Below are 25,870 nucleotides of genomic sequence, written 5' to 3' on the forward strand. Positions count from 1 at the left end.
GTGACCCGCTCGCACCGGCCACCCGCGCGGCCGGCTTCGCCGCCATCGTCACCTGCGGCCCCGGCCGGGGCCTGCCGGGCTGCGCCGTTCGGCCGTGCCCCTCGGCCGTGCCCCTCGGCCGGGGATCACGACAGCGGTCACGAACGGCGCGGCCCGGCCCGGCCCGGGGCCCGGGTTCAGCCGCCGTGGGCGGCGGTGTCGGCGTCGCCGCCCGCCCCGACCGGCCGGAGCCGGGAGCCTGCGGTGGCCTTCAACTGGGGTGCCAGCTTGGCGATGTCGCGGCTGCCGACGGCGGCGATGAGGGTGGGCAGCAGCGCCCGGACGGGCTGCATGCCGCGCAGCCAGGCCTGGGCGTAGACGTGGGCGGAGCGCCGGGCGATGCCCGCCACCAGTCGGTCGACGGCGGGGGCGAGCGGGTAGGTCTTGTTGGCGGGCCAGGGCAGCCGGGCCCGCATCTGCCGCAGGACGTCGTCCTGGTCGGCGCCGCGCACCATGTCGGTGTCGGTCCAACTCAGGTACCCCACACCGACCTTGACGCCCTGGTGGGCGACCTCGGCGCGCAGCGAGTGCGCGAAGGCCTCGACCCCGGCCTTGCTGGCGCAGTACGCGGCCATCAGTGGCGCCGGGGTGATCGCGGCCAGCGAGGCGATCTGCAGCAGGTAGCCGCCGCTCTCGACCAGCGCCGGGAGGAAGGCCCGCGCGGTGGCGACGCTGCCCAGCAGGTTGACCTCGATCACCCGGTTGAAGGCCCGGGGGTCGCTGTCGAGCAGCGGGCCGCCGATGGCGATCCCGGCGTTGGCGACGACAGTGTCGATCCGGCCGTACCTGTCCTGGATGGCGCGCGCGGTGGCGGTCAGCGCCTCGATGTCGGTGACGTCCGCCTCCCAGTACGAGGCGGCGGGGCCGCAGAGCGCGGCGACGGCCTTGAGCTCCTCGGGCTCCAGGCCGACGAGGGCGACCTTGGCGCCACGCTGGGCGAGCTTGCGCGCCGTCAGGGCGCCGACGCCGCGAGCGGCACCGGTGACGACGACGACCTGAGCGGAGAGCGGCGGTGCGGCGGGCATCAGCTGGCGCTCCTCTGGTTGGCGGCGGCCCCGATCGCGGCGAGGCGGCGGATCTCGGCGGCGACCTCGGCGGGCCGCTCGACGGGTGACATGTGGCCGACGCCCGGGAGTTCGAGCAGCCCCTGCGGGTCGGGCAGGGCGGCCAGGATGCGCTGGGCGAGCACCGGCGGGGTGAGCTTGTCGTGGCTGCCGACGATCACCGAGGTGGGCGCGGCCAGCCTCGGCAGCTGGTGGTACTCGTCGAGGGTGCCGAGCACCTTGGACCAGCGGTGGCGGGCGCGGGTCGGGCAGGCGTGCACCACGTGCGCGGCGGCGGCGACCCGGTCGGCCGGGGTCTCGGGGCCCATCACGGCGTACTTGAGCACGGCCGAGCTGGCGCCGTTGACCGGCCCGAGCGGCAGCCGGGACTCCAGGATCTGCCGGTGCAGCACCCGGCGCAGCCCGGCGCCCCGGACGAAGGCGGGCACCACCTTGAGCTCGGCGACGAGATCGCCCGCGCCGGTGGAGACCAGCACGGCGGCGGCCGTCCGGGCGGCGACCTCGGCGCGGTCGGCGGCGGCCATGATCGTCATGCCGCCCATGCTGTGGCCCGCCAGCACCGCCCGCTCCCCCGCCGGGACGACGTGGGTGACGACGGCCTCCAGGTCGTCGGCGAGCTTGGCGGTGGAGAACCCGGCGGCGGTGGCGGGCAGGTCGCTGCCGCCGTGGCCGCGCTGGTCGTACGCCACCACCCGGTACTCGGGCGTGAGTTGGCGGATCACCGGGGCCCAGAAGGCGATCGAGCAGGTCCAGCCGTGGGCCAGCACCACCAGCGGCGCGCCCTCGGGCCCGAATGCCTCGGCGTGCACCCAGTGGCCGTCGGCCGAGCGGATGCGGTAGACCTCGGCCGGGGCGGGCGGCACGCAGTCGGCGGCGATGGCGGGAGCGGTGGCGAGACTCACGCGGAGACCTCCTGGGGGGAGACGGGGGTGGCGGGGGTGGCGGGGGCGGTGTGCTTGATGAGCTCATACTCGGCGAGGTCGACCTGCTGGGTGGCGCGGCGGAAGCTGCTGGTGGAGCCGGGCCAGAGCACGGTGTTCTTGCCCTGGTCGTCCAGGTACCAGCTGCGGCAGCCGCCGGTCGTCCAGACCGTGCGGGTCATCCGGTGCTGGAGTTCGAGGTTCCAGCGGCGCTGGGCCTGGGCGGTGGGCTGCATGGCGGCCGCGCCGGTGCCGTCGAGGGTCTTCAACGCGTCTATCAGGTAGTTCAGTTGGGCCTCGATCATGAGGATCATCGAGCTGTTGCCGAGGCCGGTGTTCGGGCCGATCACGAAGAACAGGTTGGGGAAGCCGCGCACTGTCGAGCCGCGCAGCGCCTCCATGCCGTTCTTCCACTCCTCCCGCAGGCTGCGCCCGTCCACCCCGAACACCCGCTCGCCGATGGGCATGTCGGTGACGTGGAAGCCGGTGCCGAAGATCACCGCGTCGACCTCGTGCTCGCCGCCCTGGGCGTCGACCAGGGTCGAGCCGCGCACCTCGGCGAGGCCGGCGGCGACGACCTCGGTGTTCGCCGCCGCGAGCGCCGGGTAGTAGGTGTTGCTGAGCAGGATGCGCTTGCAGCCGATCCGGTAGTCCGGGGTCAGCTTGGCGCGCAACTCCGGGTCCTTGACGCCGCGTTCGATGTTGCGAACGGCCAGCTGCTGGACCAGCCGCAGCGCCCCGGGGCGGCGGACGAAGGCGTCCACCTGAAGCTCGCGCAGCCCGAAGAGCACGGCCCGGCGCAGCTTGCCCGTCGCCGGGACCGCGCTGTGCAGCCACTTCTCGACGCCGCTGATCTCGCGGTCCGCCCTGGGCAGGACCCAGGCGGGGGTGCGCTGGAAGACCGTCAGCCTGCCGACCTTCGGCTGGATCGCCGGGACGATCTGGGCGGCGGAGGCGCCGGTGCCGACGATCGCGACGCGCTTGCCGGTGAGATCGAAGTCGTGGTCCCAGCGGGAGGAGTGGAAGACCTTGCCGGGGAAGTCGGCGAGCCCGGGGACGGCGGGGATCTGCGGGTCGGCGAGCGGACCGGCGGCGGAGACCAGGGCGTCGGCCGTCCACTGCCCGGCCGCGGTGGTGACCTGCCACTGGTTCCGCTGCTCGTCCCAACGGGCCTCGGTGACCTCGGCATTGAAGCGCAGGTGCGGGCGGAGGCCGAAGGTGTCGGCGACCCGCTCCAGGTAGGCGCGGATGTCCGGCTGGAAGGAGAAGCTGCGCGGCCACTCGGGGTTGGGCGCGAAGGAGAAGGAGTACAGGTGCGAGGGCACGTCGCAGGCGCAGCCCGGGTAGCTGTTGTCGCGCCAGGTGCCGCCGACGGACGCGGCGCGCTCCAGGATCACGAAGTCGGTGATCCCGGCCCGGCGCAGCCGGACACCGGCACCGAGGCCGCCGAAGCCGGAGCCGATCACCGCCACCCGGACGTGCGGGGTCGGCTCGGGCCGCTCGGCGGTCTGCTTGGTGCGCTTGGGGCTGGATGCCATCGGGCCGGCCTCCTGAGGGGGTGGGGGTGGGGAGCCCACGCAGGGAGCCCACGTCCATTAGAACCGCGCCAGTAATCACTGGCACGATTGGCAGGGTAGCCGCTGCGCGACCCGCGCGGAAGGAGGCTGACAGCCTCTGTTTCGGCTCTGCTCGGCGGGGCCGGGCAGCCCTATGCTGGGCGGCGTGGAGAAGATCAGCGGATCGCCGGGGAGCGACGTGGCGCAGGAGTACCGGGTCGAGGAGCTCGCTCGGGCGGCCGGCATCACCACCCGCACCCTGCGGTTCTACCGCGAGCGCAAGCTGCTCGGGCCGCCCCGCAAGGAGGGCCGGATCGCCTGGTACGGCGCCGAGCACCTGGAGCGGCTGCGGGTGATCGGCGAGCTGCTGGAGCGCGGCCACACCCTCGGCGGCATCGCCGAGCTGATCGGCGCCGGGGAGAGCGGGCAGGACGTCGCCGAGCTGATCGGCCTCCAGGCCGCGATCACCGCACCCTGGTCGGACGAGACCCCCGTGCACCTGAGCTGGACCGAACTCGCCGACGCCTTCGGCGACCAACTCACCGACGCCAACACCGCCGAGTCCGTCGCCCAGGGCTACATCACGGTCGAGGACGACGGCATCACCCACGTCAGCCGCCGCCTGATGGAGGCCACCACCGCCCTGATCGCCGAGGGCGTCCCGCTCGCCGCCGTCCTCGCCGCCAGCCGAAAGGCCCAGGACTACGCGGACGCCGTCGCCGGGGTCTTCACCACGCTGATCCGCGACGAGCTCCTCGGCGCGCTCACCCACGCCGAGGAGCTCCCCCCGGCCGAGGCCACCCGGCTGACCGACCTCATCCAGCGCGTCCGCCCGCTCGCCCGCACCGTCGCCGACGCGCAGTTCGCGCTCGCGATGGACCGCCGGGTGATGGCCGAGTACGGCAGCTTCGTGGACGAGCACAGCCTGTGCCAAGAACGGCCCGGCCAGCCGGCCGACCAACCGGCAGGCGGCACCCCCGGCGGTGGCCGGCCGGTCGCCTGAGTGACGCCTGGCTGTGGTCGGCCGGTTGCGTACAGGTGATAACTTCGAGTCCTCACCCGCAGGACGGTTACTACCTTGCTGGGTCGGTGGACGGGAGGCGGGCGCCCCGAGACCGGCCCGTTGGGGGCGTCCTCCGATGGCTGTTGTCCGCACGTTCCGTACCGCCGCGAGGCTGACCGGTGGCCGGGTGCTGCTCTGGTCGCTGCTCGGGCGGCTGCCGAACGCGATGTGCCCGATCGGCGCCCTGCTGCTGGTCACCCACAACTCCGGGAGCGTGTGGCAGGGTTCGGCCGTCACCGGGGCCCTCGCCGTGGCCCAGGCGGCGGGCGGGCCGCTGGTCGGCCGGCTCGCCGACCGCCGGGGGCAGCGCACCGTCGGGCTGGTCGCGGCGGGGGTCAACTCCCTTGCCATCGTGGCTCTCGTCCTCGCCTCCGGCGCCGGGATGCCGCTGCCGGTGCAGCTCGCCGCAGCCGCCCTGATCGGCGCCTCGGTGCCCCTGATCGGCCCGCTCTCCCGCAGCCGGTGGCTCCGACTCGCGGACGGGGACTGCGACTTGACGTCGGCGGCGCTGTCCCTGGACGGCACCGTGGACGAGATCAGCTTCACCACCGGCCCGGCACTGATCGGCGTACTCGCCACCCTGCTCGACCCGGCCGCCGGACTGCTGCTCGCCGCCGCCCTGGTCGGCGTCTGCGGCACGCTGTTCGCCGTGCACCCCACCGCACCGGGGGCCGCACCGGCCCGACTCCGCACCGGCGGCCCGCTGTTGAGCACCCCGTACGCGCTGCTGCTGGCCGGGATGGCGCTGCTCGGGGTGTGCTTCGGCTCGGTGCAGGTCGGCGTCACGGCGACCACCACCGAGCTCGGGCACCCGGGCGCAGCCGGGCTGATCTACGGATTCCTGGGCTGCACCAGCGCGTTCGCCGGGGTCGCGACAGCCGCGCTGCCCGCCCGGGTGGGCCTGCCGGCGCGGCTGCGGATCGGCACGGCCCTGCTGCTCGGCGCCGCGCTGCCACTGCTGACGGTCAGCGGCGTCGGCGGGCTGGCCCTGGCGATCGGCTGCCTGGGGGTCGCGGTGGCGCCGCAGATGATCACGATGTTCGGCCTGGTCGAGCGGACCGTCCCGGCCGGGCGGCTCGGCGAGGCGATGGCCGCACTCGTCAGCTCGATCACGCTCGCCCAGTCGGCCGGCACCCTGGCCGCCGGGTGGGTCGCCGAACAGTACGGCCCGACCGCCCCCTTCCGCGTCACCGCCGCTGCCGCGCTGGCCGCCCTGCTGCTCGCCGCCCTGACCGCCACCGAGAGCCGCTACCGCCGCCGCGAACTCGCCGTCCTGGCCCCGGAGTCGGCCGTCCGGGTCTAGCAGTTGTCCCGCCCCTGTCACACCCGGTGCCGACGCGCCGACCGGCGTCACCTAGAGTTTCAGCCCGTGGAAAGTGCTGGGTTTGGCGTGGGCGGCGGGCAGAACGGCAACGGCGGCTGGGGCGCACCCGGGCACCAGCCCGGCGTGGTCGGCGGCGGGCCGGACTGGGCCGCGATGGCCGAGGCGCACGAACGCGAGGGCCGCAGGAAGCGGAAGCGGTGGATCGCCGTCGGCGTGGCGGGCGCGCTCGCCCTGGGCGGCGCCGCAGCCGGTGCGGTGGCCTGGCAGGGCTCCGGCCGCACGCAGCCCACAGCCTCGGGCCCAGCCTCCCAGCCCACCAGTACGAAGCCCACCGGTACGAAATCGGCCACCCCGCCCCGGGGCAGCAAGGACCTGCGGCTCGGCGCCTCCGACCGGCTCGACCCGGTCGACGGGCACAGCGGCCCGGCGCTGACCACGCACGGCGTCCACGACGGATACGCCGAGGTCAAGTCGGTCGTGCTGGACACCGCCGCGAGCTTCACCGTCTCCGCCGTGGTCCGGAACGACGCCCCGGCGGAGACCCGGGCGGTGGTCTCCCAGGGCAGCGACGGCTTCTTCTCCTTCTACCTGGGCCGCGAGGACTACGCGGGCGGCGCCCACAACCAGTGGGTGTTCAAGGTGCAGACCGCCGCCGCGACCGGCAAGAGCGTGCTCGCGCTCTCCCCCACCCCGGCGGCGGCCGGCCGGTGGACGACGCTGACCGGCGTGTACGACGCCTCCGCCAAGGCGATCTCGCTGTACGTGGACGGGGTGCTCGCGCAGACCACCCCGGTGCCGGGCATCCTCGTGACCACCGGCCCGATCGAGATCGGCCGGGCCCGGTACAAGGCCCACTGGGTCGACTTCTGGGACGGCGCGATCGCCGACGTCCAGGTCTGGGACCGGCCACTGCCGGGGGACAAGGTCGCCCAGCTGGCCCGGACGGGCTCGGCCGGTGTCCCCGTCCGCGGGGCCTGGATCAGGCCCTGACCGCCGCCGCCTGATCGGGCTGTTCAGGCTTCGGGCTGCTCGGGCTGCTCGGCGAGCCGCCGCGCCCGCCACTCCTCGGCCAGGATCCCGTACACCACCTGGTCGCGGCGCTCCCCGGGGAAGGCGATGGCGCCGCGCAGCACCCCCTCCTCGGTGAAGCCGAGGCGGGTGGCGAGAGCACGGCTACGGGTGTTGGCGGTCTCGGTGTAGAGCCCGACCCGCTCCAGGCCGAGCGGCCCGAAGCAGCGGTCGAGCAGCGCGCCGACCGTACGGCTCACCAGGCCGTGCCCCTCGAACGCGGCGTCGATCCAGTAGCCGACCACCGCCGAGCGGGCACCGGCGTCGATGCTCACGCCGGCGCTGCCGACCAGCTGCCAGCCCCCTTCGGCGGCAACGCCGATCAGCACCGGCAGCATCTTTCCGTCCAGCCAGTCGTGCGAGCGGGCCTTCATGAAGGCGGCGGTGTCCGCGAGGCCGTTCTCCCCGAGCGCCCAGGGCTCCCAGCGGGCCAGCCGCTCCAGATTGGCGGTGAGCACCGCGTGGTAGGGCTCGGCGAGGTCGGCCGTGCGCGGGATGAGCACCGCGTCGGGGCCCAGCGGGAAGGTGAACATCGGGTCGGCGATCGTGGTCACAGCGGCTCCTCGGCTCGGCGTCTGTGGGCCAAGCCTACGAGCAGATGATCAACTGAAGAATCCTCAGCGTGGATGCCCGGCACCGTCGGTGTTCAGCGTCTGCGTGTTGAACTTGATCTGCCAGGCCACCACGCTGCCGTCGGCCTGTTCGCAGACGACCGCGCCGTCCTGCCGGATGCCGTCCGTCGGGTACCACTGGGTGCCGGGCGGGTCACCCTGGTTGCAGTGCACGTCGTGGACGCCGAGCCCGGTGGTGAAGCGCTGGCCGAAGCAGTAGATCCGGGCGGCGGGCTGCAGGTGGGGCACCAGGACGTCCAGCGCGTTGTCGCCGTCGCTGGAGACCCACGGGAAGAACCGCAGCTGCGGCCAGAGCGTGGTGAGGATGTCCCGGCGGCCCAGCTCCGCGCGCAGCTTCCGGACCAGCTCGGCCAGGTCGTCGGCCGCGTCCGGCCCGTACACCGGCCCGCCCGGCGGGTGGCGGCCGACCAACTGGTGCAGACGTCCGACGAGTTGGGCGATGCAGCGGAACCAGATCCGGTCCTGGAGGATCGGGCTGCGGGCGTAGTCGAGTGCCCCCGAGGAGCCGATCGAGGCCAGCGCGTGGAAGCCGTCGGGGAGGCCGTGCACGGTGGCGATGTCCGCGACCCGGAGGTCGTCGACGACGCGGTAGCTGACCCCGACACTGGCGGGCGCGTCCACGTCCAGCGCCGCCTGGTAGACGCCTTCGGGCGTGTCGAGGAAGAGGTGGCCGTGGTACCAGTGGCCGAAGTCGTGGGTCGGGTCGCGGTTGAAGTCGTGGTAGCTGCCGACGACGACGCCGTAGTTGGGCAGAGGCATGGTTGTCCCTCGCAGGCACGTTCCGCACGGCGGGCGGCGGGCAGGCCGCTCGCCCCCTCTTCCACTCTCCGCTCGGCGCCCCGCTGCGGCGACCTGACCCGCCGCAGGTCGGGGCCGCACCGACGTGCGAGAGTGGTAACGACCGAAGGGAGCGGGCACATGCTGATGGAGAAGGTCGCCGAGATCCTCCGCGAAGCGTCGGCGGAGGCTGTGGAGCCCCGGTTCCGCGCACTGGCGTCCGGCGAGGTGATGGAGAAGGCCCCCGGCGAGGTGGTCACCGTCGCCGACCGGGAGGCCGAGGCGATCATCTCCCGCCGGCTGCGGGAGCTGCTGCCCGTTCCGGTCGTGGGCGAGGAGGCCGTCTCGGCCGACCCCGCGCTGGCGCGGGCCCTGCTCTCGGAGCCCGCCGCCTGGCTGGTCGACCCGGTGGACGGCACCTCGAACTTCGTCGCGGGCCACCCCGACTTCGCCGTGATGGCCTCCCTCGTCCGCGCCGGGCGGACCGTCGCCGCCTGGATCTGGCAGCCCACGACCGGCACGGCGTACGCGGCCGAGCTGGGCGCCGGAGCCTGGCGCAACGACAGCCCGCTCAGCCGGGCCGGTGCGGGCGGCGACCCCGAGAAGTGGCGGGGCGTCCTGAAGACCCGCTTCCTCGACCCCGCCACCCAGCACCGGCTGCAGACCGGCGCCCGGGTCTTCGGTGAGGTCACCCCCGGCCGCAGCGCCGCCGGGATGGAGTACCCGATGATCACCGACGACGAGCTCGACTTCATCCTCTACTGGCGCACCCTCCCCTGGGACCACTCCCCCGGCGGCCTGCTCGTCACCGAGGCCGGCGGCGTCTGCGCCCGCCTCGACGGCACCCCCTACCAGCCCGAGCCGCCGGGCGGCCCCGACGGCCTGCTGGTGGCCGCCGACCCGGCGACCTGGGAACGCGTCCGCGGCGCGCTGGCCTAGCACCGTCCAGGGGCGCGGGGAACTGCGCGAAGCGGAAGGCACGGGCCCGTCACTCCCGAATCGCGCAGTTCCCCGCGCCCCTTGGGGCCCCACACTGCGTGAGGGTTACCAGATCACGGGCAGCCGCTCCGGCAGGCGCTTGATGAAGCCCGGCCGCCAGGCCAGCTGCTCGACCGGGAGGGCCAGCCGCAGCTCGGGCAGTCGCGAGACCAGCGCCGTCAGGGCGATCTCGGCGTGGGTACGGCCGAGCGCCGAGGCCGGGCAGAAGTGCCGGCCCGCGCCGAAGGCCAGGTGCGGGTTCTCCGTCCGGTCGAAGTCGATCTTCTCGGGGTGCGGGAAGACCTCCGGGTCGTAGTTGGCGCCCTCGACGAGGACCAGCACCAGCTCGCCTTCCTTGATCAGCACCTCGCCGACCTGCACGTCGGCCATCGCCAGCCGGGGCAGCGCGTCGCCGATCGACAGGTTGTAGCGCAGCAGCTCGTCCACCGCCCGGCCGATCACGGCGGGCTCCTGCCGCAGCCGCTCCGCGAGCTCCGGCTGCTGCGCGAGGTGGATGATCGCGTGCAGCAGGAACGAGGAGGTGGAGACCGCACCGGCCCCGAAGAGCGACAGCGCGACCGTCGCCAGCAGCTCGTCGCTGACCCGGTCCGAGACGTCCGGCGAGCGGCGCAGCTCCGCGAAGCGGCCGAGCAGGCCCTCGGTCGGCTCGGGGTCGGCGTTCAGCCGTGCGGTCATGTAGCCGAGGTCGCGGTACCAGTTGGGGGTGGAGCCCTCGAAGACGGCGGGGCTGGTGACGAAGGCCAGGTCGATGCCCGACATCAGACGCCGCCAGTCGTCGGTCGGGATGCCGAGCAGGCGGCAGTGCAGCGCGGCCGAGTACGGCTCGGTGAAGCCGTCGCGCAGGTCGGCGGGCGGGCCCTGCTGGACGAGCACGTCGAGCAGCCGGTGCGCCTCGGCCTCCAGCCAGCCGCCCAACTCGTGGTCCGCGCGCGGAGAGAGGGTCTTCATCACGGCGTTGCGCAGGCCCGCGCTGTTGATGTTGCCCATGTTGTTGACCACCTCGGGCGGGATGGTCAGCGCGTACTGCCGAGGCACGCCGGCGTTGGCGGTGTCCTTGAGGCTGAACCGCTCGTCCTCCAGCACCTGCTTGGCCAGGGCGTAGTTGCTGACCAGCCACGCGTCGTCGCCGGTCATGGTGCGGACCTTGGCGACGGGGTGCTTGGCGCAGAGCAGCTGCGCCTCCTCCGGCAGCACGTCGCCGCGCCGGGACAGCGGGAAGGTGAAATCGGCCTGGATCATGGGGCTTTCACTCCTGGTGATGGTGGCGGTGGTGGTGGGTTCAGGCCGCTGCGGCGGCGTGCGGCAGTGCGGGCAGCGGGCGGATCACGGCGTACGCCTGCGCGGGCTGTGCCCGCAGACCCTCGGTGCGGCCGAACAGGACTGGGGTGAGCGGCAGTTGGACGTGGTAGCAGGAGACCGAGCTGGACACCCGGAGCAGCGCCGGGGTGTCCAGGAAGAACGGCAGCTCGGCTGCTATGTAGGCGACCCCGGCGGCGAGTTGGGCATCCGAGACCTCGCCGCCCCGGGCCGCGAGGAAGCCACGGGCCATGCCTTCGGTGGCCTCCCGGAAGACCTCGTCACCGGCCAGCGCGTCGAGCACGCTGCGGTGCAGCCGCTGGTACACCGGGTCGTCGCGGAACTCGGAGAGCCCGTGGATACCGACGCCCGGCACGGCGGCCTCCTCGACGCCGCGCTGGATGCGGCGATGGGTGGTCTTGATCTCCTTGGCCGCCCGGCGCTGGGCGTTCTCGGGGCTGTAGCCACCGGCGGCGAACTGGGTGTCGACATGCAGGTCGGCGTACACGATGTCGATGGATCGGAAGAACTCCGAAGCCCACCGCAGGAGTTGGGCTATCCGCTGGCTGCTGAAGTAGCTGTTTCCGGGGCTGACGCCGATCAGCAGGTGGTCACCACGCTGCCAGACCCGGTGGCAGCGGCCGGAGTAGGGCAGGGCTTCGAAGCGTACGTGCGGGTCGTCGAGGGAGCTGGCTGTGGTGCTCAGGAGCAGGTCGCTCATGGCGCGGGCCTTCGCGTCGCAGGACTGGAGCAGGACATGGGTGTGCAGGCATGGGTGTGCAGGCATGGGTGTGCAGGACATGGGTGCGTGGAGCGGGGCTCACCGCGAGTGGGGAGCCGAAGAGGGCACGCCCGTGCCAGGGCCGATCAGCGGGCAGGGCGGACGTACGACCGCGCCGGGGCAGGGTGCCGCGCCGGTCGGGCCGGTGGTGGGTGCCGGTGGTGAGTGCCGGAGAGAGGGTCTAGCTGAGAGGTCGCGGCCCGAACGGCAGCGCGAGTGAGGCCGGACGGCGTGTCATGGGACGACATGCCGTGGTGGCGGCGTGAACACGGGCGCGCATGGCGAGCCCCCTTTGCGCCGCTAGTCCCGAGGGGCCGTGTGCTCCTGGTGTGGCGGCGGCTACCCGAAGTTACCGCTGATGCGCGGTGGGTGCGCAAGCCCGATCTTGGTGATGGCTTGAACTGATCGCCAGCATGACCGAAAGGGGCTGGACATTGCGTCAGACGGTATGTTCACGGATGGCCCGCGCCCCGCGCCTCCTGCGGATTCGGGGGCGCGACCGTCCGACTACTCGACGGCGCGGCCCGCGCGGACGACTGCGGTGAGCAGCGCCTCGACGGCCGTCGGCGGTGTGTGGGGGTTGAGCAGGGTGAGCTTGAGCCGGACTCGGCCGGGGCCCCGGCCGGGGAGTTCGGTGCGGCCGACCACCGCGCGGCCCTCCCGGAGCAGTCGGCGGCGCAGTTCGGCGTTGCAGCGGTCGGCGTCGGCGGGGTCGCCGGAGGCGGGGAGGTAGCGGAAGACCACGGTGGTGAGGACGGGGTCGCAGTGGAGTTCGAGGGCGGGGTCGGCCCGGACGGCTGCGGCTGCGGCGTGGGCGAGGTCGTGGCAGGCGTCGACCAGACGGCCGAGCCCGCTGCGGCCGAGGGTGCGCAGCGTGACGGCGATCTTGAAGGCGTCGGCCCGGCGGGTGGTGCGCAGGGACTGGCCGAGCAGGCTGGGGTATCCGGCCTGCTCGTCGTCCTCGGGGTTCAGGTAGACGGCGCGGCGGGCGAGCGAGGCGTAGGTCTGCTCGCGGCGGGCCAGGAAGACGCCGGCGGCGGCGGGTTGCCAGCCGAGTTTGTGCCAGTCGAGCGAGACGGAGTCGGCGCGGGCGATGCCGTCGAGCAGCGGGGCGAGGCGGTCGGAGAGCAGCGCGCCGCCGCCGTACGCGGCGTCGACGTGCAGCCAGGTGCCGTACTCGGCGGCGAGGTCGGCGGCCCGGTGCAGTGGGTCGATCGCGCCGGTGTCGGTCGTCCCGGCGGTGGCGACGACGGCGATCGGGGTGCCACCCTCGGCGGTGGTCTCGGCCAGGACGTCGGCGAGGGCGGCCGGGTCCATCCGCAGTTCGCGGTCGACGGGGACGCTGCGGACGGCGCGTTCACCGAGGCCGAGCAGGGCGGCGGCGCGCTGCACGGAGAAGTGGGCGGCCTCGGAGGCGATGATCCTCGGCCGCACGTCGGCGGGCAGGCCGTCCAACTCGACCTCGGTGGGCAGGATCTGGTCGCGGGCCAGCATCAGGCCCATCAGGTTGGACTCGGTGCCGCCGGAGGTGAGGACCCCGGCGGCCTGGTCTGGCGGGAAGCCGACCAGGGCGGCGAGTTCGCCGAGCAGGGTGGTCTCCAGGGTGGTGGCGACGGGCGCCTGGTCCCAGGAGTCGAGCGAGGGGTTGAGGGCGCTGACGGCGAGGTCGGCGGCGACGGCGATGGCGAGCGGCGGGCAGTGCAGGTGGGCGGCGCAGGCCGGGTCGGCGGGGTCGGCGCTGCCGTAGGCGAGGAACTCGGTGAGCCGGAGCAGGGCGTCCTCGTCGTGGAGCAGGCTGAGCGCGGCGGCGGTGCGGTCGGCCATCAGCTCCGGGCCTCCGGCGGGGACGGGCCCGGCCCGGTGCGCGGCGCCGACGGAGAGGCCGGTGAGGACGAGGTCGAGCAGCGGGCGCAGCGCGTCCGGGCCGGCGACGCCGCCGGAGAGGGCCGTGGCGCTCAGGGGGCCGTCGTTGTCGATGCGGTTCACGCGGCGCTCGCCGCCTCGACGGCGTCGGCGAGGCGGTCGAGGACGGCCTCGGCCTGTTCATCGGTGATGGTGAGCGGCGGGAGGAGGCGCAGCACCGCGTCGTGGCGGCCGCCGAGTTCGACGATCAGGCCGCGCTGGAGGCAGGCCTCCCGGACGCGCCGGGCCAGCGCGGGGTCGGCAGGGTGGGCGCCGCAGCTGTCGGGTGGCCCGCTCGGGTCGACGAGCTCGGCGCCGATCATCAGGCCCCGCCCCCGGACGTCGCCGATCACCGGCAGCCGGTCCTTGAGCGCCCGCAGCCGGGCCGACATCCTGGCGCCGACCCGGGCCGCGCGCTCGACCAGGCCGTTGGCGCCGACGTACCGGAGGGTGGCGACCCCGGCGGCCATCGCGAGGGTGTTCCCCCGGAAGGTGCCGGTGTGGGCACCGGGGAGCCAGCCGTCGTACTCCTCGCGGTAGACCACGACGGCGAGCGGCAGGCTGCCGCCGATCGCCTTGGAGAGCACCATCGCGTCCGGCTGGATGCCGCTGTGGCCGACGGCCCACATCGAGCCGGTGCGGCCGACGCCGGTCTGCACCTCGTCGACGATCAGCGGAATGCCACGTTCTGCCGTGATCCGCCGCATCTCGCGCAGCCAGCTGTCCGGCGCGGGCACCACGCCGCCCTCGCCCTGGACGACCTCCAGGATCATCGCGGCGGGCGGCAGCACTCCCCCCGAGGGGTCGTCCAGCAGCCGCTCGACGTACGTCGAGGAGAGCTCGGCCCCCTGCGCGCCGACCCCGAACGGGCAGCGGTACGCGTACGGGTAGGGCAGCCGGGTGACCTCGCCGCCGCTCGGCAGCGGGGACTTGACGGCGACGCTGCCGGTGACGGCCAGCGCCCCCGCCGTCATGCCGTGGTAGGCGCCGGTGAAGGCGAGGGCGCCGCGCCGACCGGTGGCCGTCTGCATCAGCTTGAGCGCCGCCTCCACCGCGTCCGTCCCGGCCGGGCCGCAGAAGTGCACCTTGCTGCCCTCCGCGAAGGCGGGCGGCAGGCTGGCGAACAGGGCGCTGGTGAATTCGTCCTTCTCGGCGGTGGCGAGATCGAGCAGGTGCAGCGGGGCGCCGCTGTCGAGCGTGCGACGGATCGCCTCCAGCACCACGGGGTGGTTGTGACCGAGGGCCAGGGTGCCCGCGCCGGACAGACAGTCGAGGTAGCGGCGGCCGTCGGCGCCCTCCACCGTCATCCCGCTGGCCCGCACCGGCACGATCGGGAAGGAGCGGGCGTACGTGCGGGCGGCCGACTCGCGGACGCGCTGGCGGCGCAGGATCGCTTCACCGGGCACGGCGGCCGCAGCGGTCTCGGCGGTCTCGGCAGTGAGGGTCAAGACGGGCTCCCTTTGAGTTAGGTAACCCTAACCTTACTCACCGCAGCTCGCCCGATGCCCTGCCGCCCCGAACTCCACCCGACCGAGTGACACCCCCTCAACGACCGACAGGCCCCGAGGTCACGTACGCTCCGTCGGGTGACGTACGAGAGCGAGCTGGCGAGCACCCGGGAGTTCTTCGCCACCCGAGCGGCCGACTGGGACGCCCGCTTCCCCGACGACGGGCCGCGCTACGCCGCAGCGATCGCCGAACTCGGGCTCAAGGAAGGGCAGTTCGTACTGGACGCGGGCTGCGGTACCGGCCGCGCGCTGCCGCTGCTGCGGGCCGCCGTCGGCGCCTCCGGCACCGTGCTGGGGCTGGACCTGACGCCCGAGATGCTGCGGGTGGCGGCCGGGCACGGCGAGTGGCTCGTCACCGGCGACGTGGGTCGACTGCCACTGCGCGACGGCGCCGTCGACGTGGTCTTCGGCGGCGGTCTCTTCTCGCACTTCCCCGACCCGGCCGCCAACCTCCGCGAACTGGCCCGGGTCTGCCGCCCCGGCGGCCTCCTCGCGCTCTTCTACCCGATCGGCCGGGCCGCGCTCGCCGCCCGGCACGGCCGCACCCTTACCCCCGCCGACCTCCGCGCCGAGCCCAACCTCCGGCCGTTGCTCGCCGCCACCGGCTGGCGGCTCACCGGCTACCTGGACGCGGACGACCGCTTCCTCGCCACGGCCGAGCGCTGACCCCGTCGAGTACTGGGCTCAACCGCGCCAGCGGTAGCAGAGTTCGGGGCGGCCCACCTGGCCGTAGCGGGGTTCGCGGACGGCCAGGCCGGTGTCGACCAGGTGCTCCAGGTAGCGGCGGGCGGTGATCCGGGAGACTCCGGCGGTGGCTGCGACCGAGGCGGCCGAGAGGCCGTCGGCCGCGCTGCGCAGGATCGCCGCGAGGGTGTCGAGGGTCGCTGGGGTGAGGCCCTTGGGGAGGGCGGTGCGGTCGGGGGCGCGGAGCACGGCGAAGGCTTGGTCGACCTCGTCCTGGCCGGTGGCCTGGCCGGCACGGGCGAGGGTGTCCCGGTAGCGGGCGTAGCGTTCGAGCCGCTCGCCGAGGGCGGCGCCGCTGAACGGCTTCAGCAGGTACTGGACCACGCCCGCCGAGACGGCCTGACGGACCGTCACCAGCTCGCGGGCGGAGGTCACCGCGATGATGTCGGCGCCGTGGCCGGCCGCGCGCAGCGTGCGGCAGAGCTGAAGGCCGTGGCCGTCGGGCAGGTGGAGATCGAGCAGGACGAGGTCGACGGGGCGGCCGGCCGCGCGGGCCCGGTCCAGCAGGCGCAGCGCCTCGGCGCAGCTGTGCGCCGTACCGGCCGCGCGGAAGCCGGGGGTGCGCCGCACGTAGAGGGTGTGGGCGTCGGCGGCGACGAGGTCGTCCTCGACCACCAGTACGTCGATCATCGTGCGGCGGGCTCTCGTTGGGGGGTCTCTCGCTGGACGGTCTCTCGCTGGAGGGGATCTCGCTGGGGCAGTTCCCGTTGGAGGGGCAGGCGGACGGTCAGCACGGCGCCGCTGTCGCGGCCGACCTCGACGGTGCCGCCGTTGCGGCGGGCGGTCTGGGCCACCAGCGCCAGACCGAGGCCGCGCCCGCCGCTCTTGGTCGTCCAGCCGCGTTCGAAGACTTCCGTCACGGCCTGCGGGCCGATGCCGGGCCCGGTGTCGGCGACCCGGAGCAGCAGTTCGGCGCCGTCCACCCGTGCGGTGACGGTGACTTCGGGAGACCGCTCGGCGGCGGCCTCGATCGCGGCGTCCACGGCGTTGTCGACGAGGTTGCCGAGCAGGGTGACGAGATCGCGCGGGGTGAGGCCGGGCGGCATCACGCCGTCGTCGATCTGGCTGTCCTCGGTGAGGGTGAGGTCGACGCCGCGTTCGGCGGCCTGGGCGGCCTTGCCGAGCAGCAGCGCGGCGAGCACCGGTTCGCTGACGGCGGCGACCACCCGGTCGGTGAGCTGCTGGGCGAGGGCAAGTTCGGCGGTGGCGAAGTCCACCGCCTCGGTGGTGCGGCCGAGTTCGATCAGCGAGACGACGGCGTGCAGCCGGTTGGCGGCCTCGTGCGCCTGGGCGCCGAGCGCGTCGGCGAAGCAGCGTACCGAATCCAACTCACCGGTGAGCGACTGGAGTTCGGTGTGATCGCGGAGGGTGACGACGGTACCGAGACCGGCGCCGACCGGGGAGGTGTTGAGCAGTACGACGCGTTCGGCGGTCAGGTGCACCTCGTCGCGGACCTCGGCGGGCCGGGCGAGCGCTTCGGCGAGTGACTCCGGCAGGCCGAGGGCGTCGACCGGGAGGCCGTCCAACTCGCCGTGCAGGCCGAGCAGTTCGCGGGCGGCGTCGTTGCAGAGCACCACCCGGTGGCGCTGGTCGAGCAGCACCAGGCCCTCCCGTACGGAGTGCAGCGTCGCCTGGTGGTAGTCGTAGAGGTGGCTCAGCTCGGCCGCGCCCATCCCGTGGGTGTGCCGCCGCAGCCGGGCCCCGACCAGGAAGCTGGCGACGGCGCCCAGGGCCAGCGCGCCGAGCGCGATGCCGCCCAGCGCGAGCAGCGGGGCCCGGAGCCCGGCGCTGATCGACTCGACCGTGATGCCCGCACTGACCAGGGCGACCACCCGCTGCCGGTCGTCCAGCACCGGGACGACCACCCGGACGGACGGGCCGAGGGTGCCGGTGTAGGTCTCCTGGACGACCTCGCCGGAGAGCGCCTGCTCGTAGTGCCCGAGGAAGGGCCTGCCGATCCGGGCCGGGTCGGGGTGCGTCCAGCGCAGGCCGTGGGTGTCCATGACCGTGACGAAGGAGACCCCGGTGTCGCGCTGGACGCGCTCGGCGTACGGCTGGAGCACCGCCGAGGGGCCGACCCCGGCGACGGCGCCCTGCGCGCTGGGGGTGACGGCGTCCCGGACGGTCGGCGCGTCGGCGACCGCGCGGGCGGTGGCGGTGACCTGGCGGCGGGCGGTCACCTCGGCGCGGTCGGCCGCGAACAGGTACCCGAGCACGGCGCCGCCCGCGACGACGGCGGCGACGATCACGATCTGCACGGCGAAGAGCTGACCGGCGAGGCTGCGGCCCGCGAGCGCGCGCAGGCGGCGCGGCAGGCGGTGCGGCAGGCGGAACGGGGTCGCGGTCATGCCAGCCAGTGTGCCCCGTGCGGGGTGCCGCACGGCAGGCCGTGAACTCTATGAACGTAAACGTGACCCGCGTCACCGCAGTGGCCATAGTACGAATCGGCCCTCCCCCCGGGGCCGCCAGGAGACGAAGGAGCCGCACGTGACGACGACCCTCGGAGCAGCCGCCAGACGGCCCGACCGCACCCACCGCCTGTATCTCGCCGTCCTGCTGGCCGTGGTCGCGGGCATCGTGGTCGGGCTGGCGGCGCCGGACTTCGCCAAGGAGCTGAAGCCGGTCGGGACGGGCTTCGTCAACCTGATCAAGATGATGATCAGCCCGGTGATCTTCTGCACCATCGTGCTGGGCATCGGCTCGGTCTCGAAGGCCGCCAAGGTCGGCCGGGTCGGCGGGCTGGCGCTCGGCTACTTCCTGCTGATGTCCACCGTCGCGCTCGGGCTCGGCCTGGTCGTCGGCAACCTGATCGAGCCGGGCTCCGGCCTGCACCTCACCCAGGCCCTCGCCAAATCCGGCCACGCCCAGGCGGCGGGCGGCTCGCAGGGCACCGCCGACTTCCTCCTCGGCACCATCCCGACCAGCATGTTCTCCGCCCTGACCGAGGGCAAGGTGCTGCAGACCCTGCTGGTCGCGCTGCTCGCGGGCTTCGCCCTCCAGGCGATGGGCCCGGCCGGGCAGCCCGTGCTGCGCGGCGTCGAGCACCTCCAGAAGCTGGTCTTCCGGATCATGTCGATGATCATGTGGGTCGCCCCGGTCGGCGCCTTCGGCGCGATGGCGGCCGTCGTCGGCGCCACCGGCACGGCCGCGCTCAAGAGCCTGGCCGTGATCATGGTCGGCTTCTACCTGGCCTGCGCGCTGTTCGTCGTCGTCGTGCTCGGGCTGCTGCTGCGCCTGGTCGCCGGGGTGAACATCTTCGCCCTGCTGCGCTACCTCGGCCGCGAGTTCCTGCTGATCCTCTCCACCTCCTCATCCGAGAGCGCACTGCCGCGCCTGATCGCCAAGATGGAGCACCTGGGCGTCAGCCGTCCGGTCGTCGGCATCACCGTCCCGACCGGCTACAGCTTCAACCTCGACGGCACCGCGATCTACCTGACGATGGCCTCGATCTTCGTCTCGCAGGCGATGGACAAGCCGATGTCGCTCGGCCAGCAGCTCTCGCTGCTGCTCTTCATGATCATCGCCAGCAAGGGCGCGGCCGGGGTCACCGGCGCCGGCCTGGCCACCCTCGCGGGCGGCCTCCAGTCCCACCGGCCCGAACTGGTCGACGGCGTCGGCCTGATCGTCGGCATCGACCGCTTCATGTCCGAGGCCCGTGCCCTCACCAACTTCGCCGGCAACGCCGTCGCGACCGTCCTGATCGGCCACTGGACGAAGGAGCTCGACCACGAGCGCCTGCACCGCGTGCTCGCGGGCCAGGCACCCTTCGACGAGACCACGATGGTCGACACCCCGGCCGCTCCGGCGGGCATCCCCGCCCAGCCGGGATCCACGGAGACCGTCACCGCCTGAGACCGGGGCCCTCTCGAGCTCTGGGCCGGGGTCAGACGTAGCTGGGCTCCGGGGTGCAGCCGCTCATCGCCCAGGCGAGGCCGGTGGCCGGGTCCTCGACGGCGAGGTGGAGGTAGCGGAGCTCGTCGGTCGGCTCGGACCAGGTGAAGCAGCGCAACCGGGCGACCAGGGCGGTGACCTCCCGGAGGTCGACCGTCCGCTCGCCCGTCATCGCCGCCAGCACCCGCCAGAGCGCGATCCGGCCCTGGGCCGACCCGACGGCCGGGGTGTCGGACGCGGCCTGGACGAGCCCCGGGTAGGCCTGGCCGAACGGCAGGTACCCGCCGGTCACCCGACCGCCCGGGGCCAGCTGCGCGGCGGCGTCCGGCCCCGAGCCGCGTACGCAGACCACCTGCAACCAGGGCGCGCAGGCGGCCAGCAGCCTGGTCGCCGCCAGCCCCCGCACCGGCTCCCCGGGCTCCGGAAGCTCCACCGGGCCAAGGCCCTCCCGTCCGGCCGGGAGCGCGAGCAGGGCCCGCCGGGCACCGCCCGTCCGCAGGTACTCCCGGACCCGGCTGCGCTCGTCCCAGCCCGCGATCTCCCAGGGCGCCAGCTCCAGCGGTACGCCCTCCTCGTCCGGCTCGGCCCCGTGCCGCAGGTCCTCGCCGAGCAGCGCCCGGGTGTGCAGCACCAGCCGCCGGACCGGCGGCGGACCGAGCAGCGGGGCCAGCCGCCGCCAGGAGTGCCTGGTCGCCAGCACCTCCCAGAGCGGCCCGGCGTCGTGGTCCGCCTCGTCGGCCGCGGTGCCCGGCCCGCCGTCCGGATCGAACAGCCGCGCGGCCAGCTCGGGCGGAGCCCCGTACGCGAGCAGATGCCCGGCGGGTGCAGCCTCCGTCACCCCTCCGGCGGCCCTGGCCCGCCGGTAGAGGCCGAGCAGCTCCGTCCAACGCTCCTGGTCAGCCAGTGTCCGCAGCCTGCGGTCCTCGTAGGTGATCACATTTTCAGCGTACGGCGCCTGATGCGGGATCAGCTCGCAGCGCGGCCGAGGCTCGGATCAGGCGGCCGTCCGGCAGCCGTCACGCAGCGGTCAGGCGTGCGAGGTCGTCGTCGGTGAGGCGGAGGGCCCCGGCGGCGATGTTCTCGTCCAGGTGGTCGGGGTTGCCGGTACCCGGGATGGCGAGCACGTGCGGGCCCTGGTGCAGCGTCCAGGCGAGGCGGACCTGCGCCGCAGTCGCGCCGTGCGCGTCGGCGACGGCCTGCACCGCCTCGGGCTCGACGCCGCCCGCGCCGTCCTCCCGACCCTCCCCCGCGATGGCGAAGAACGGGACGAACGCGATGCCCTGCTCACCGCAGAGCCGCAGCAGCTCGTCGGACCCGGCCGGACGGGAGTCGACGCTGTACCGGTTCTGCACGCAGACCACCGGCGCGATCGCCTGCGCCTCGGCGAGCTGATCGGCCTGGACGTTGGAGAGGCCGAGATGGCGGATCAGCCCCGCCTCCCGCAGCTCGGCCAGCGCACCGAAGTGCTCGGCGATCGAACCGGGGCGCAGCCGGCGCAGGTTCACCACGTCCAGGTGGTCACGGCCCAGCTGGCGCAGGTTCTCCTCGACCTGGCCGCGCAGCTGCTCCGGCGTCGGCCAGTCCATCCACTCACCGGACTGGTCCCGGCTCGGGCCGACCTTCGTGACGATCACCAGCTCGTCCGAGTACGGCGCCAGGGCACGGTTGATCAGTTCGTTCGCGGAGCGCAGCGCGGAGAAGTAGAACGACGCCGTGTCGATGTGGTTCACGCCGAGCTCGACCGCGCGGCGCAACACACCGATCACCCGCTCCCGGTCACTCGGCACACCGGCGTCGAACGCCCCGCTGCCCGTCAGCCGCATCGCACCGAACCCGATCCGGTTGACCGTCAGGTCACCAAGGGTCCAAGTGCCTGCGGCGGCGGCGTTGTTCGTGTTCGCTTCGGTAGGCATCGGCGCAGTCTGCCACACCGCTTCCGCAGGTCAAGGCGGTGGGCGGTGCTGCGTGAGGCCGGGAGCAGCCCCGGGCAGCTCCTGAGCCCCACCGGCGAGCGCTGAGCGTGCGTCAGAGGACGGCCAGGCTCTCCGCCAGGTCGTCCAGGCCGAGTGAGCCCTGGGAGAGTGCCGCCATGTGCCAGGCCTTGAGGTCGAAGCCCGCGCCCCGGCGCCGCTGGGCCTCCGCACGGCCGAGCAGCCAGGCGCGCTCACCGAGCTTGTAGCCGATCGCCTGGCCCGGCCAGCCGAGGTAGCGCTCGATCTCGCCGTCGCGGCGGGCGGCCGGGCTGCCGTGGTAGGCGGCCATGAACGCGGTGCCCAGCTCCGGGGTCCACCGCTCGCCCGGGTGGAACGGCGAGTCGGCCGGGATCTCCAGCCGCAGGTGCATGCCGATGTCGATGATCACCCGGATGATCCGCAGCATCTGCTTGTCCAGGTAGCCGAGTCGGTTGGCCGGGTCGGTGAGGAAGCCCAGCTCGTCCATCAACCGCTCGGCGTACAGGGCCCAGCCCTCGACGTTGGCGCTGATCTTGCCCAACGTCACCTGGTAGCGGCTGAGGCCGGCCGTCCAGGAGGCGATCTGCAGGTGGTGGCCCGGCACGCCCTCGTGGTACCAGGTGCTGACCAGCTGCCAGGTCGGGAAGACGGTGCGGCCCAGCGCAGGCAGGTAGGTGCGTCCCGGTCGGCTGAAGTCGAGGCTGGGGCCCGCGTAGTGCGGGGCGACCGAGCCGCCGGGCGGCGCGATGTGGGTCTCCACCCGGCGCAGCGGCCCGGCGATGTCGAAGTGGGTGCCGTCCAGGTCCTCGATCGCCTGCTCGATCAGCTCCTGCAGCCAGGCCCGGATGCCCTCCTCGCCCTCGATCGCGTGGCCGTGGGTGTTCAGGTGGGCCATGGTCTCCAGCACGGTGGCACCGGGCAGCACCGCCTCGGCCGCCACCCGCATCTCGGCGAGCGTGCGGTGGAACTCGCTCCAGGCCCACGCGTACGCCTCCGCCACGTCCAGGTCGGCGCCGGTGGCCCGGCGGGCGGAGCGCAGGTACGTCTCCCGCCCCACCGCGTCCGGGACATCGAGGGTCCGCGGGGCGTACTCGGTGCGCAGCCAGTCACGGAACTCCGCGACCGCGGCGGTGGCCGCGAGGGCGTCGCGGTCCAGCTCGGCGCGCTGGTGTCCGGGCCCGTCCGCGACGAAGCCGGTGAACCAGCTGGGCCCGCCGCTCTGCTCCCCGGTCCAGGCGGTCAGCTGGCGCATCGCCGCCTCGACCTGGCGCGGCGCCGACAGCAGGCCGCGCCCGATCCCCTCGCGCAGCGTCCGGCGGTAGCCGTCCAGTGCTCCGGGCAGAGCCCGCAGCCGGGCGGCCGCGTTCGCCCAGTCGGCCTCGGTCTCGGTGGGCGAGAGCGTGAAGATCCTCCGCAGCGACTCGAACGGGGGGTGGATCGCGCGCACCGACCACAGGTGGTCGCCGGCCTCGTGGCAGGCCAGCTCGGCCGTCAGCCGCTCACGCAGCAGTCGCGCGCAGTCGGCCTCCGCCGGATCGGACCAGCCCGGTCCGCCCGGTCCGCCCGCTGCGGTCGCCGCCGTCGCCGCGTCCAGCGCCGTCAGGGCATCGCGGGCCAGTTCGGCGCCCGCTTCGAACCACTGCGGTGACAACTCCGGCTGCCGGTCCTCGCCCACCCGCTCGCCCAACCAGGCGGCGACGGAGGGGTCGTGAGCCATCACACGGGCCACGTAGTCGTCAGCGATCCGGCGCGGGGTGAGGCTCTCGTCTGGCATGGCGAACATTCTGGCGCAGAACCTCGGGCGACATGTCGTGCTGAGAGGCATGTCACGCGAGATCGTCGGGAGCAGCGGAGCTCGCGGCCGGCGGACTACCGCCTCACTGCGGGGGCTTGCCGTTGGTGAGGGCCCAGCGGACGTCCACGAAGCCGCTCTGCTGCTGGACGAGGCGGCCGGCCTTGACCTCCTGGAAGGTGACCCAGGTGTCGGTGAGGCGGGGGGTGTCGGCGCTGGGGAGCATTTCGGTGAGGCCCCAGGTGAGGGGCGGGGTGGCGCCGCCGGTCTCCAGGGTGTCGCCGCTGTCGAGCAGGATGCGGAGCGACTTCGCGGTGAGGGCGGTACCGGCCGAGTTGAGGCGGTCTGCGGCCTGGAGGAGCACCTGGTAGGCGACCCAGGTGGTCTGGACGGCGAGGTCGGAGGTGGCGATGCGCTTGTCGGCTCCGGCGACGGAGCGGAGTCCGTCCCAGACCTGGGCGGTCTCCGGCGGGTACCAGCCGGTGGCGAAGGCGCCGTTCAGCGGGCCGTCGGCGCCGCCCGTCGAGTCGACCACGGACTGCTGGATACTGCCGATGACGGAGGCGAGTTGGGTGCGCGAGGGGGACAACTTGCGGTAGGCGTCGAGGAGTTTGAGGGTCTGCTCGGGGCCGAGGGCGTCGGTGACGCAGTTGCCCGACCGGTCACCGCCGACCGCCTTGCGGGCGATGTCGCCGAAGTCGGCGGTCCTGTCGGTGACCTTGACGTCCGTGAGCGCGACGCCGTCGGGTTTGAGGGCGCCGTCCAGGTAGCGGGCCAGGGTGTCACCGGCCCGGGTGTCCGGGCGGATCATCGCGACACTGCGGCACCCTGCGGCGACGAGCTGACGGCCGCTGCCCGCGATCAGGCTCGGTGTGCCGCCCGCGACGGGGTAGGAGAACGGGCTGCTGAACTCCGGCCCGGAGAGCCCGTATCCGCCGAGGTAGGGGATGCCGGCCGTCTCCAGCGCGGGCATGAAGGTGTCGCCGTACTGGCTGTAGGAGCCGATCACCGCGACGGCCTTGCTGTCGATCGCCTGCCGCACACAGGCCCCGACGCCGTCCGCGCTGTTGTGCTCGTTGCAGGTGAGGACCCGCAGCTTGCGGCCGTGCAGGCCGCCGTGGTCGGCGACGTCCCGGCCGATCGCCTCGGCGAGGGCGGTGACGCCGGGGCGGTCGTCGGTGCCGGTGTCCGAGGGGGCCCAGGTCATCACGACGACGTCACCGCCACCACCCGCGCTGCCGCCCCCGGCCGCCGGGGAGCTGCTGCAGGCGACGAGGGCCAGCAGCGGGATCGCCGCCACCACCACCCCGAAGCCCCGCCCGAACGGTCTGCTGCCCTTGGTCATCTCGCGTGCCCTTCGCCGAACCGGTCCGGTGCGCGTGCGGGGGATCACCCCTGACGTGATCACGCACCCGTGCGGCGCCCAGCAAATCCGGCCCAGCACAAGGCCAGAGAGACGAAATGCGAACGGCAGGAAGACGGCGAGGTAACACCGGGCGGTCGGCCGGATGGCCCGCAGGTATCCTTGGAAACAACGGTGACAGTCTGTCAGGCGGCCTGCGAACAACGGGGAGTCGGCGTCAGGGCGCCGCCCGCGCCAGCAGCCGGGCCGCGTGCACGCGGCCGGCGTGCTCGACCAGGCTGACCAGCACTTCCTTGCCGGAGGCACGCTGCCGGGCGTCGCACACCAGCACCGGTGTGTCACCGTCCAGGTCGAGCGCCTGGGAGACCTCCTCCGGACGGAAGTCCCGGGCCCCGGCGAACCGGTTGACGGCGACCACGAAGGGGATGCCCCGGTGCTCGAAGAAGTCGACGGCGGGGAAGCAGTCGGTCAGCCGCCGGGTGTCGGCCAGCACGACGGCGCCGAGCGCCCCTTGGGCCAGCTCGTCCCAGAGGAACCAGAAGCGGTCCTGGCCCGGCGTGCCGAAGAGATAGACGGAGAGCCCCTCCCGGATGGTGATCCGGCCGAAGTCCATCGCCACCGTGGTGGTGGTCTTCTGCTCGACGCCGCCGATGTCGTCAACTCCCCTGCCCACGGCGGTGAGTTGCTCCTCGGTACGGAGCGGACGGATCTCGCTGACGGAGCCGACCAGCGTCGTCTTGCCGACGCCGAAGCCGCCGGCGACCAGGATCTTCAGGGCCAGGACGGGGCTGTCGGACGCGTCAGAGAGCGCGGAGTCCATTGATGACCTCACGGAGGATGTGTTCGTCGGGGAGCATGGCGGGCGGCACGGGGCGGCTGACCCGGATGTACTCGGCGGCCAGCAGGTCGCCGAGCAGCACCCGGACCACACCCAGCGGCAGGTCGGTCTCGGCGGCGATCTCGGCGACCGAGAGCGCGTTGTTCCGGCACAGGTCGAGGATCAGGCCCTGCTCGGGCCCGACGCCTGGCTCGGCGCTGTCGGCGACATCGCTGACCACCAGCGCGATCAGGTCGAACTCCTGCCCCACCGGCCGGGTCCGGCCCTTGGTCATCGCGTACGGGCGGACCATCGGCCCGGCCGCGTCGTCGTACCAGCGGGCGGGCTCCTGGGGCGGCGGCGGGTAGCCGAAGGCGGAGTC

General features: G+C 73.7%; 23 protein-coding genes. 6 read left to right on the forward strand and 17 right to left on the reverse strand.

The window, feature by feature from the left end:
• Nucleotides 1-176: 176 nt before the first annotated feature.
• From ACR68M_RS04960 to ACR68M_RS04970, 3 genes are read right to left on the reverse strand one after another with little or no spacing between them, the layout of a single operon-like run.
• On the reverse strand, nt 177-1,064 hold the full coding sequence (locus ACR68M_RS04960) for an SDR family oxidoreductase (protein ID WP_441249174.1): 888 nt from the start codon (nt 1,062-1,064) through the stop codon (nt 177-179).
• Nucleotides 1,064-2,005, reverse strand: a complete 942-nt coding sequence (locus ACR68M_RS04965; RefSeq protein ID WP_441249175.1) for an alpha/beta fold hydrolase — start codon at nt 2,003-2,005, stop codon at nt 1,064-1,066. Before ACR68M_RS04965 ends, ACR68M_RS04960 begins: the two co-directional genes overlap by 1 nt.
• Complete coding sequence (locus ACR68M_RS04970; RefSeq protein ID WP_441249176.1) at nt 2,002-3,561, reverse strand: flavin-containing monooxygenase; 1,560 nt, start codon at nt 3,559-3,561, stop codon at nt 2,002-2,004. The genes ACR68M_RS04965 and ACR68M_RS04970 overlap by 4 nt, the downstream gene beginning before the upstream one ends.
• Nucleotides 3,562-3,745: 184 nt before the next feature.
• Here ACR68M_RS04970 and ACR68M_RS04975 point away from each other — a divergent pair, with 184 nt between their 5' ends.
• From ACR68M_RS04975 to ACR68M_RS04985, 3 genes are all read left to right on the forward strand, one after another.
• Nucleotides 3,746-4,582, forward strand: a complete 837-nt coding sequence (locus ACR68M_RS04975) for a MerR family transcriptional regulator (RefSeq protein ID WP_441249177.1) — start codon at nt 3,746-3,748, stop codon at nt 4,580-4,582.
• Between the two features lie 136 nt (nt 4,583-4,718).
• On the forward strand, nt 4,719-5,945 hold the full coding sequence (locus tag ACR68M_RS04980) for an MFS transporter (RefSeq protein ID WP_441249178.1): 1,227 nt from the start codon (nt 4,719-4,721) through the stop codon (nt 5,943-5,945).
• A 66-nt stretch (nt 5,946-6,011) separates the two neighbouring features.
• Nucleotides 6,012-6,956: a LamG domain-containing protein gene (locus ACR68M_RS04985; RefSeq protein ID WP_441249179.1), complete on the forward strand. Its 945-nt coding sequence runs from the start codon at nt 6,012-6,014 to the stop codon at nt 6,954-6,956.
• Nucleotides 6,957-6,979: 23 nt separating this feature from the next.
• Here ACR68M_RS04985 and ACR68M_RS04990 read toward each other — a convergent pair whose 3' ends face one another.
• A complete protein-coding gene (locus ACR68M_RS04990) occupies nt 6,980-7,588 on the reverse strand; it encodes a GNAT family N-acetyltransferase (RefSeq protein WP_441249180.1) in 609 nt (202 codons plus the stop codon).
• A gap of 63 nt (nt 7,589-7,651) precedes the next feature.
• Nucleotides 7,652-8,425, reverse strand: a complete 774-nt coding sequence (locus ACR68M_RS04995; protein ID WP_441249181.1) for a DUF2278 family protein — start codon at nt 8,423-8,425, stop codon at nt 7,652-7,654.
• A gap of 159 nt (nt 8,426-8,584) precedes the next feature.
• On the opposite strand from ACR68M_RS04995, the gene ACR68M_RS05000 reads away from it, so the two are divergent.
• Entirely contained in the window at nt 8,585-9,382 is a 798-nt protein-coding gene (locus ACR68M_RS05000; protein WP_441249182.1) for an inositol monophosphatase family protein, read from the forward strand.
• A gap of 105 nt (nt 9,383-9,487) precedes the next feature.
• Here ACR68M_RS05000 and ACR68M_RS05005 read toward each other — a convergent pair whose 3' ends face one another.
• From ACR68M_RS05005 to ACR68M_RS05020, 4 genes are all read right to left on the reverse strand, one after another.
• Entirely contained in the window at nt 9,488-10,681 is a 1,194-nt protein-coding gene (locus ACR68M_RS05005) for a cytochrome P450 (RefSeq protein ID WP_441249183.1), read from the reverse strand.
• Nucleotides 10,682-10,721: 40 nt separating this feature from the next.
• Nucleotides 10,722-11,525 (reverse strand): tRNA-dependent cyclodipeptide synthase, encoded by an 804-nt coding sequence (locus ACR68M_RS05010; RefSeq protein WP_441249184.1) that lies wholly within the window; start codon nt 11,523-11,525, stop codon nt 10,722-10,724.
• Between the two features lie 501 nt (nt 11,526-12,026).
• Nucleotides 12,027-13,505 carry a pyridoxal phosphate-dependent decarboxylase family protein gene (locus ACR68M_RS05015; protein ID WP_441249185.1) on the reverse strand — a complete coding sequence of 493 codons (1,479 nt, stop codon included), beginning with the start codon at nt 13,503-13,505 and terminating at the stop codon, nt 12,027-12,029.
• Entirely contained in the window at nt 13,502-14,869 is a 1,368-nt protein-coding gene (locus ACR68M_RS05020; RefSeq protein WP_441249186.1) for a diaminobutyrate--2-oxoglutarate transaminase family protein, read from the reverse strand. The genes ACR68M_RS05015 and ACR68M_RS05020 overlap by 4 nt, the downstream gene beginning before the upstream one ends.
• A 138-nt stretch (nt 14,870-15,007) precedes the next feature.
• On the opposite strand from ACR68M_RS05020, the gene ACR68M_RS05025 reads away from it, so the two are divergent.
• Nucleotides 15,008-15,595, forward strand: a complete 588-nt coding sequence (locus tag ACR68M_RS05025; protein WP_441249187.1) for a class I SAM-dependent methyltransferase — start codon at nt 15,008-15,010, stop codon at nt 15,593-15,595.
• Between the two features lie 18 nt (nt 15,596-15,613).
• On the opposite strand, the gene ACR68M_RS05030 is transcribed toward ACR68M_RS05025, so the two are convergent.
• Nucleotides 15,614-16,303, reverse strand: coding sequence for a response regulator (locus ACR68M_RS05030; RefSeq protein ID WP_441249188.1), 690 nt, complete (start codon nt 16,301-16,303; stop codon nt 15,614-15,616).
• Nucleotides 16,300-18,021: a sensor histidine kinase gene (locus ACR68M_RS05035; protein WP_441249189.1), complete on the reverse strand. Its 1,722-nt coding sequence runs from the start codon at nt 18,019-18,021 to the stop codon at nt 16,300-16,302. The genes ACR68M_RS05030 and ACR68M_RS05035 overlap by 4 nt, the downstream gene beginning before the upstream one ends.
• A 139-nt stretch (nt 18,022-18,160) precedes the next feature.
• On the opposite strand from ACR68M_RS05035, the gene ACR68M_RS05040 reads away from it, so the two are divergent.
• Nucleotides 18,161-19,525, forward strand: a complete 1,365-nt coding sequence (locus tag ACR68M_RS05040) for a cation:dicarboxylate symporter family transporter (RefSeq protein ID WP_441249190.1) — start codon at nt 18,161-18,163, stop codon at nt 19,523-19,525.
• Nucleotides 19,526-19,556: 31 nt separating this feature from the next.
• Here the strand turns inward: ACR68M_RS05040 and ACR68M_RS05045 are convergent, their stop codons facing one another.
• From ACR68M_RS05045 to ACR68M_RS05070, 6 genes are all read right to left on the reverse strand, one after another.
• Nucleotides 19,557-20,501, reverse strand: a complete 945-nt coding sequence (locus ACR68M_RS05045; protein ID WP_441249191.1) for a hypothetical protein — start codon at nt 20,499-20,501, stop codon at nt 19,557-19,559.
• A 79-nt stretch (nt 20,502-20,580) separates the two neighbouring features.
• A complete protein-coding gene (locus ACR68M_RS05050) occupies nt 20,581-21,477 on the reverse strand; it encodes an oxidoreductase (protein WP_441249192.1) in 897 nt (298 codons plus the stop codon).
• Nucleotides 21,478-21,589: 112 nt separating this feature from the next.
• Complete coding sequence (locus ACR68M_RS05055) at nt 21,590-23,290, reverse strand: DUF885 domain-containing protein (RefSeq protein WP_441249193.1); 1,701 nt, start codon at nt 23,288-23,290, stop codon at nt 21,590-21,592.
• A gap of 103 nt (nt 23,291-23,393) precedes the next feature.
• On the reverse strand, nt 23,394-24,653 hold the full coding sequence (locus ACR68M_RS05060) for an ABC transporter substrate-binding protein (RefSeq protein WP_441249194.1): 1,260 nt from the start codon (nt 24,651-24,653) through the stop codon (nt 23,394-23,396).
• 235 nt (nt 24,654-24,888) lie between these two features.
• Nucleotides 24,889-25,491, reverse strand: coding sequence for a GTP-binding protein (locus ACR68M_RS05065; protein ID WP_441249195.1), 603 nt, complete (start codon nt 25,489-25,491; stop codon nt 24,889-24,891).
• Nucleotides 25,472-25,801: a DUF742 domain-containing protein gene (locus ACR68M_RS05070; RefSeq protein ID WP_441251513.1), complete on the reverse strand. Its 330-nt coding sequence runs from the start codon at nt 25,799-25,801 to the stop codon at nt 25,472-25,474. Before ACR68M_RS05070 ends, ACR68M_RS05065 begins: the two co-directional genes overlap by 20 nt.
• Between the last annotated feature and the right edge of the window lie 69 nt (nt 25,802-25,870).

The organism is Kitasatospora sp. McL0602, from assembly GCF_052076145.1.
In the GTDB taxonomy this organism is placed as follows: Bacteria; Actinomycetota; Actinomycetes; order Streptomycetales; family Streptomycetaceae; genus Kitasatospora.

Excerpts from the sequence above, each read along its gene's own strand:
- ACR68M_RS04960 (WP_441249174.1), bottom strand. The coding sequence starts at position 1,064 with ATGCCCGCCGCACCGCCGCTCTCCGCTCAGGTCGTCGTCGTCACCGGT.
- ACR68M_RS04970 (WP_441249176.1), bottom strand. The coding sequence starts at position 3,561 with ATGGCATCCAGCCCCAAGCGCACCAAGCAGACCGCCGAGCGGCCCGAG.
- ACR68M_RS04980 (WP_441249178.1), top strand. The coding sequence starts at position 4,719 with ATGGCTGTTGTCCGCACGTTCCGTACCGCCGCGAGGCTGACCGGTGGC.
- ACR68M_RS04995 (WP_441249181.1), bottom strand. The coding sequence starts at position 8,425 with ATGCCTCTGCCCAACTACGGCGTCGTCGTCGGCAGCTACCACGACTTC.
- ACR68M_RS05000 (WP_441249182.1), top strand. The coding sequence starts at position 8,585 with ATGCTGATGGAGAAGGTCGCCGAGATCCTCCGCGAAGCGTCGGCGGAG.
- ACR68M_RS05005 (WP_441249183.1), bottom strand. The coding sequence starts at position 10,681 with ATGATCCAGGCCGATTTCACCTTCCCGCTGTCCCGGCGCGGCGACGTG.
- ACR68M_RS05010 (WP_441249184.1), bottom strand. The coding sequence starts at position 11,525 with ATGCCTGCACACCCATGCCTGCACACCCATGTCCTGCTCCAGTCCTGC.
- ACR68M_RS05030 (WP_441249188.1), bottom strand. The coding sequence starts at position 16,303 with ATGATCGACGTACTGGTGGTCGAGGACGACCTCGTCGCCGCCGACGCC.
- ACR68M_RS05035 (WP_441249189.1), bottom strand. The coding sequence starts at position 18,021 with ATGACCGCGACCCCGTTCCGCCTGCCGCACCGCCTGCCGCGCCGCCTG.
- ACR68M_RS05050 (WP_441249192.1), bottom strand. The coding sequence starts at position 21,477 with ATGCCTACCGAAGCGAACACGAACAACGCCGCCGCCGCAGGCACTTGG.
- ACR68M_RS05055 (WP_441249193.1), bottom strand. The coding sequence starts at position 23,290 with ATGCCAGACGAGAGCCTCACCCCGCGCCGGATCGCTGACGACTACGTG.
- ACR68M_RS05060 (WP_441249194.1), bottom strand. The coding sequence starts at position 24,653 with ATGACCAAGGGCAGCAGACCGTTCGGGCGGGGCTTCGGGGTGGTGGTG.
- ACR68M_RS05065 (WP_441249195.1), bottom strand. The coding sequence starts at position 25,491 with ATGGACTCCGCGCTCTCTGACGCGTCCGACAGCCCCGTCCTGGCCCTG.
- ACR68M_RS05070 (WP_441251513.1), bottom strand. The coding sequence starts at position 25,801 with ATGGTCCGCCCGTACGCGATGACCAAGGGCCGGACCCGGCCGGTGGGG.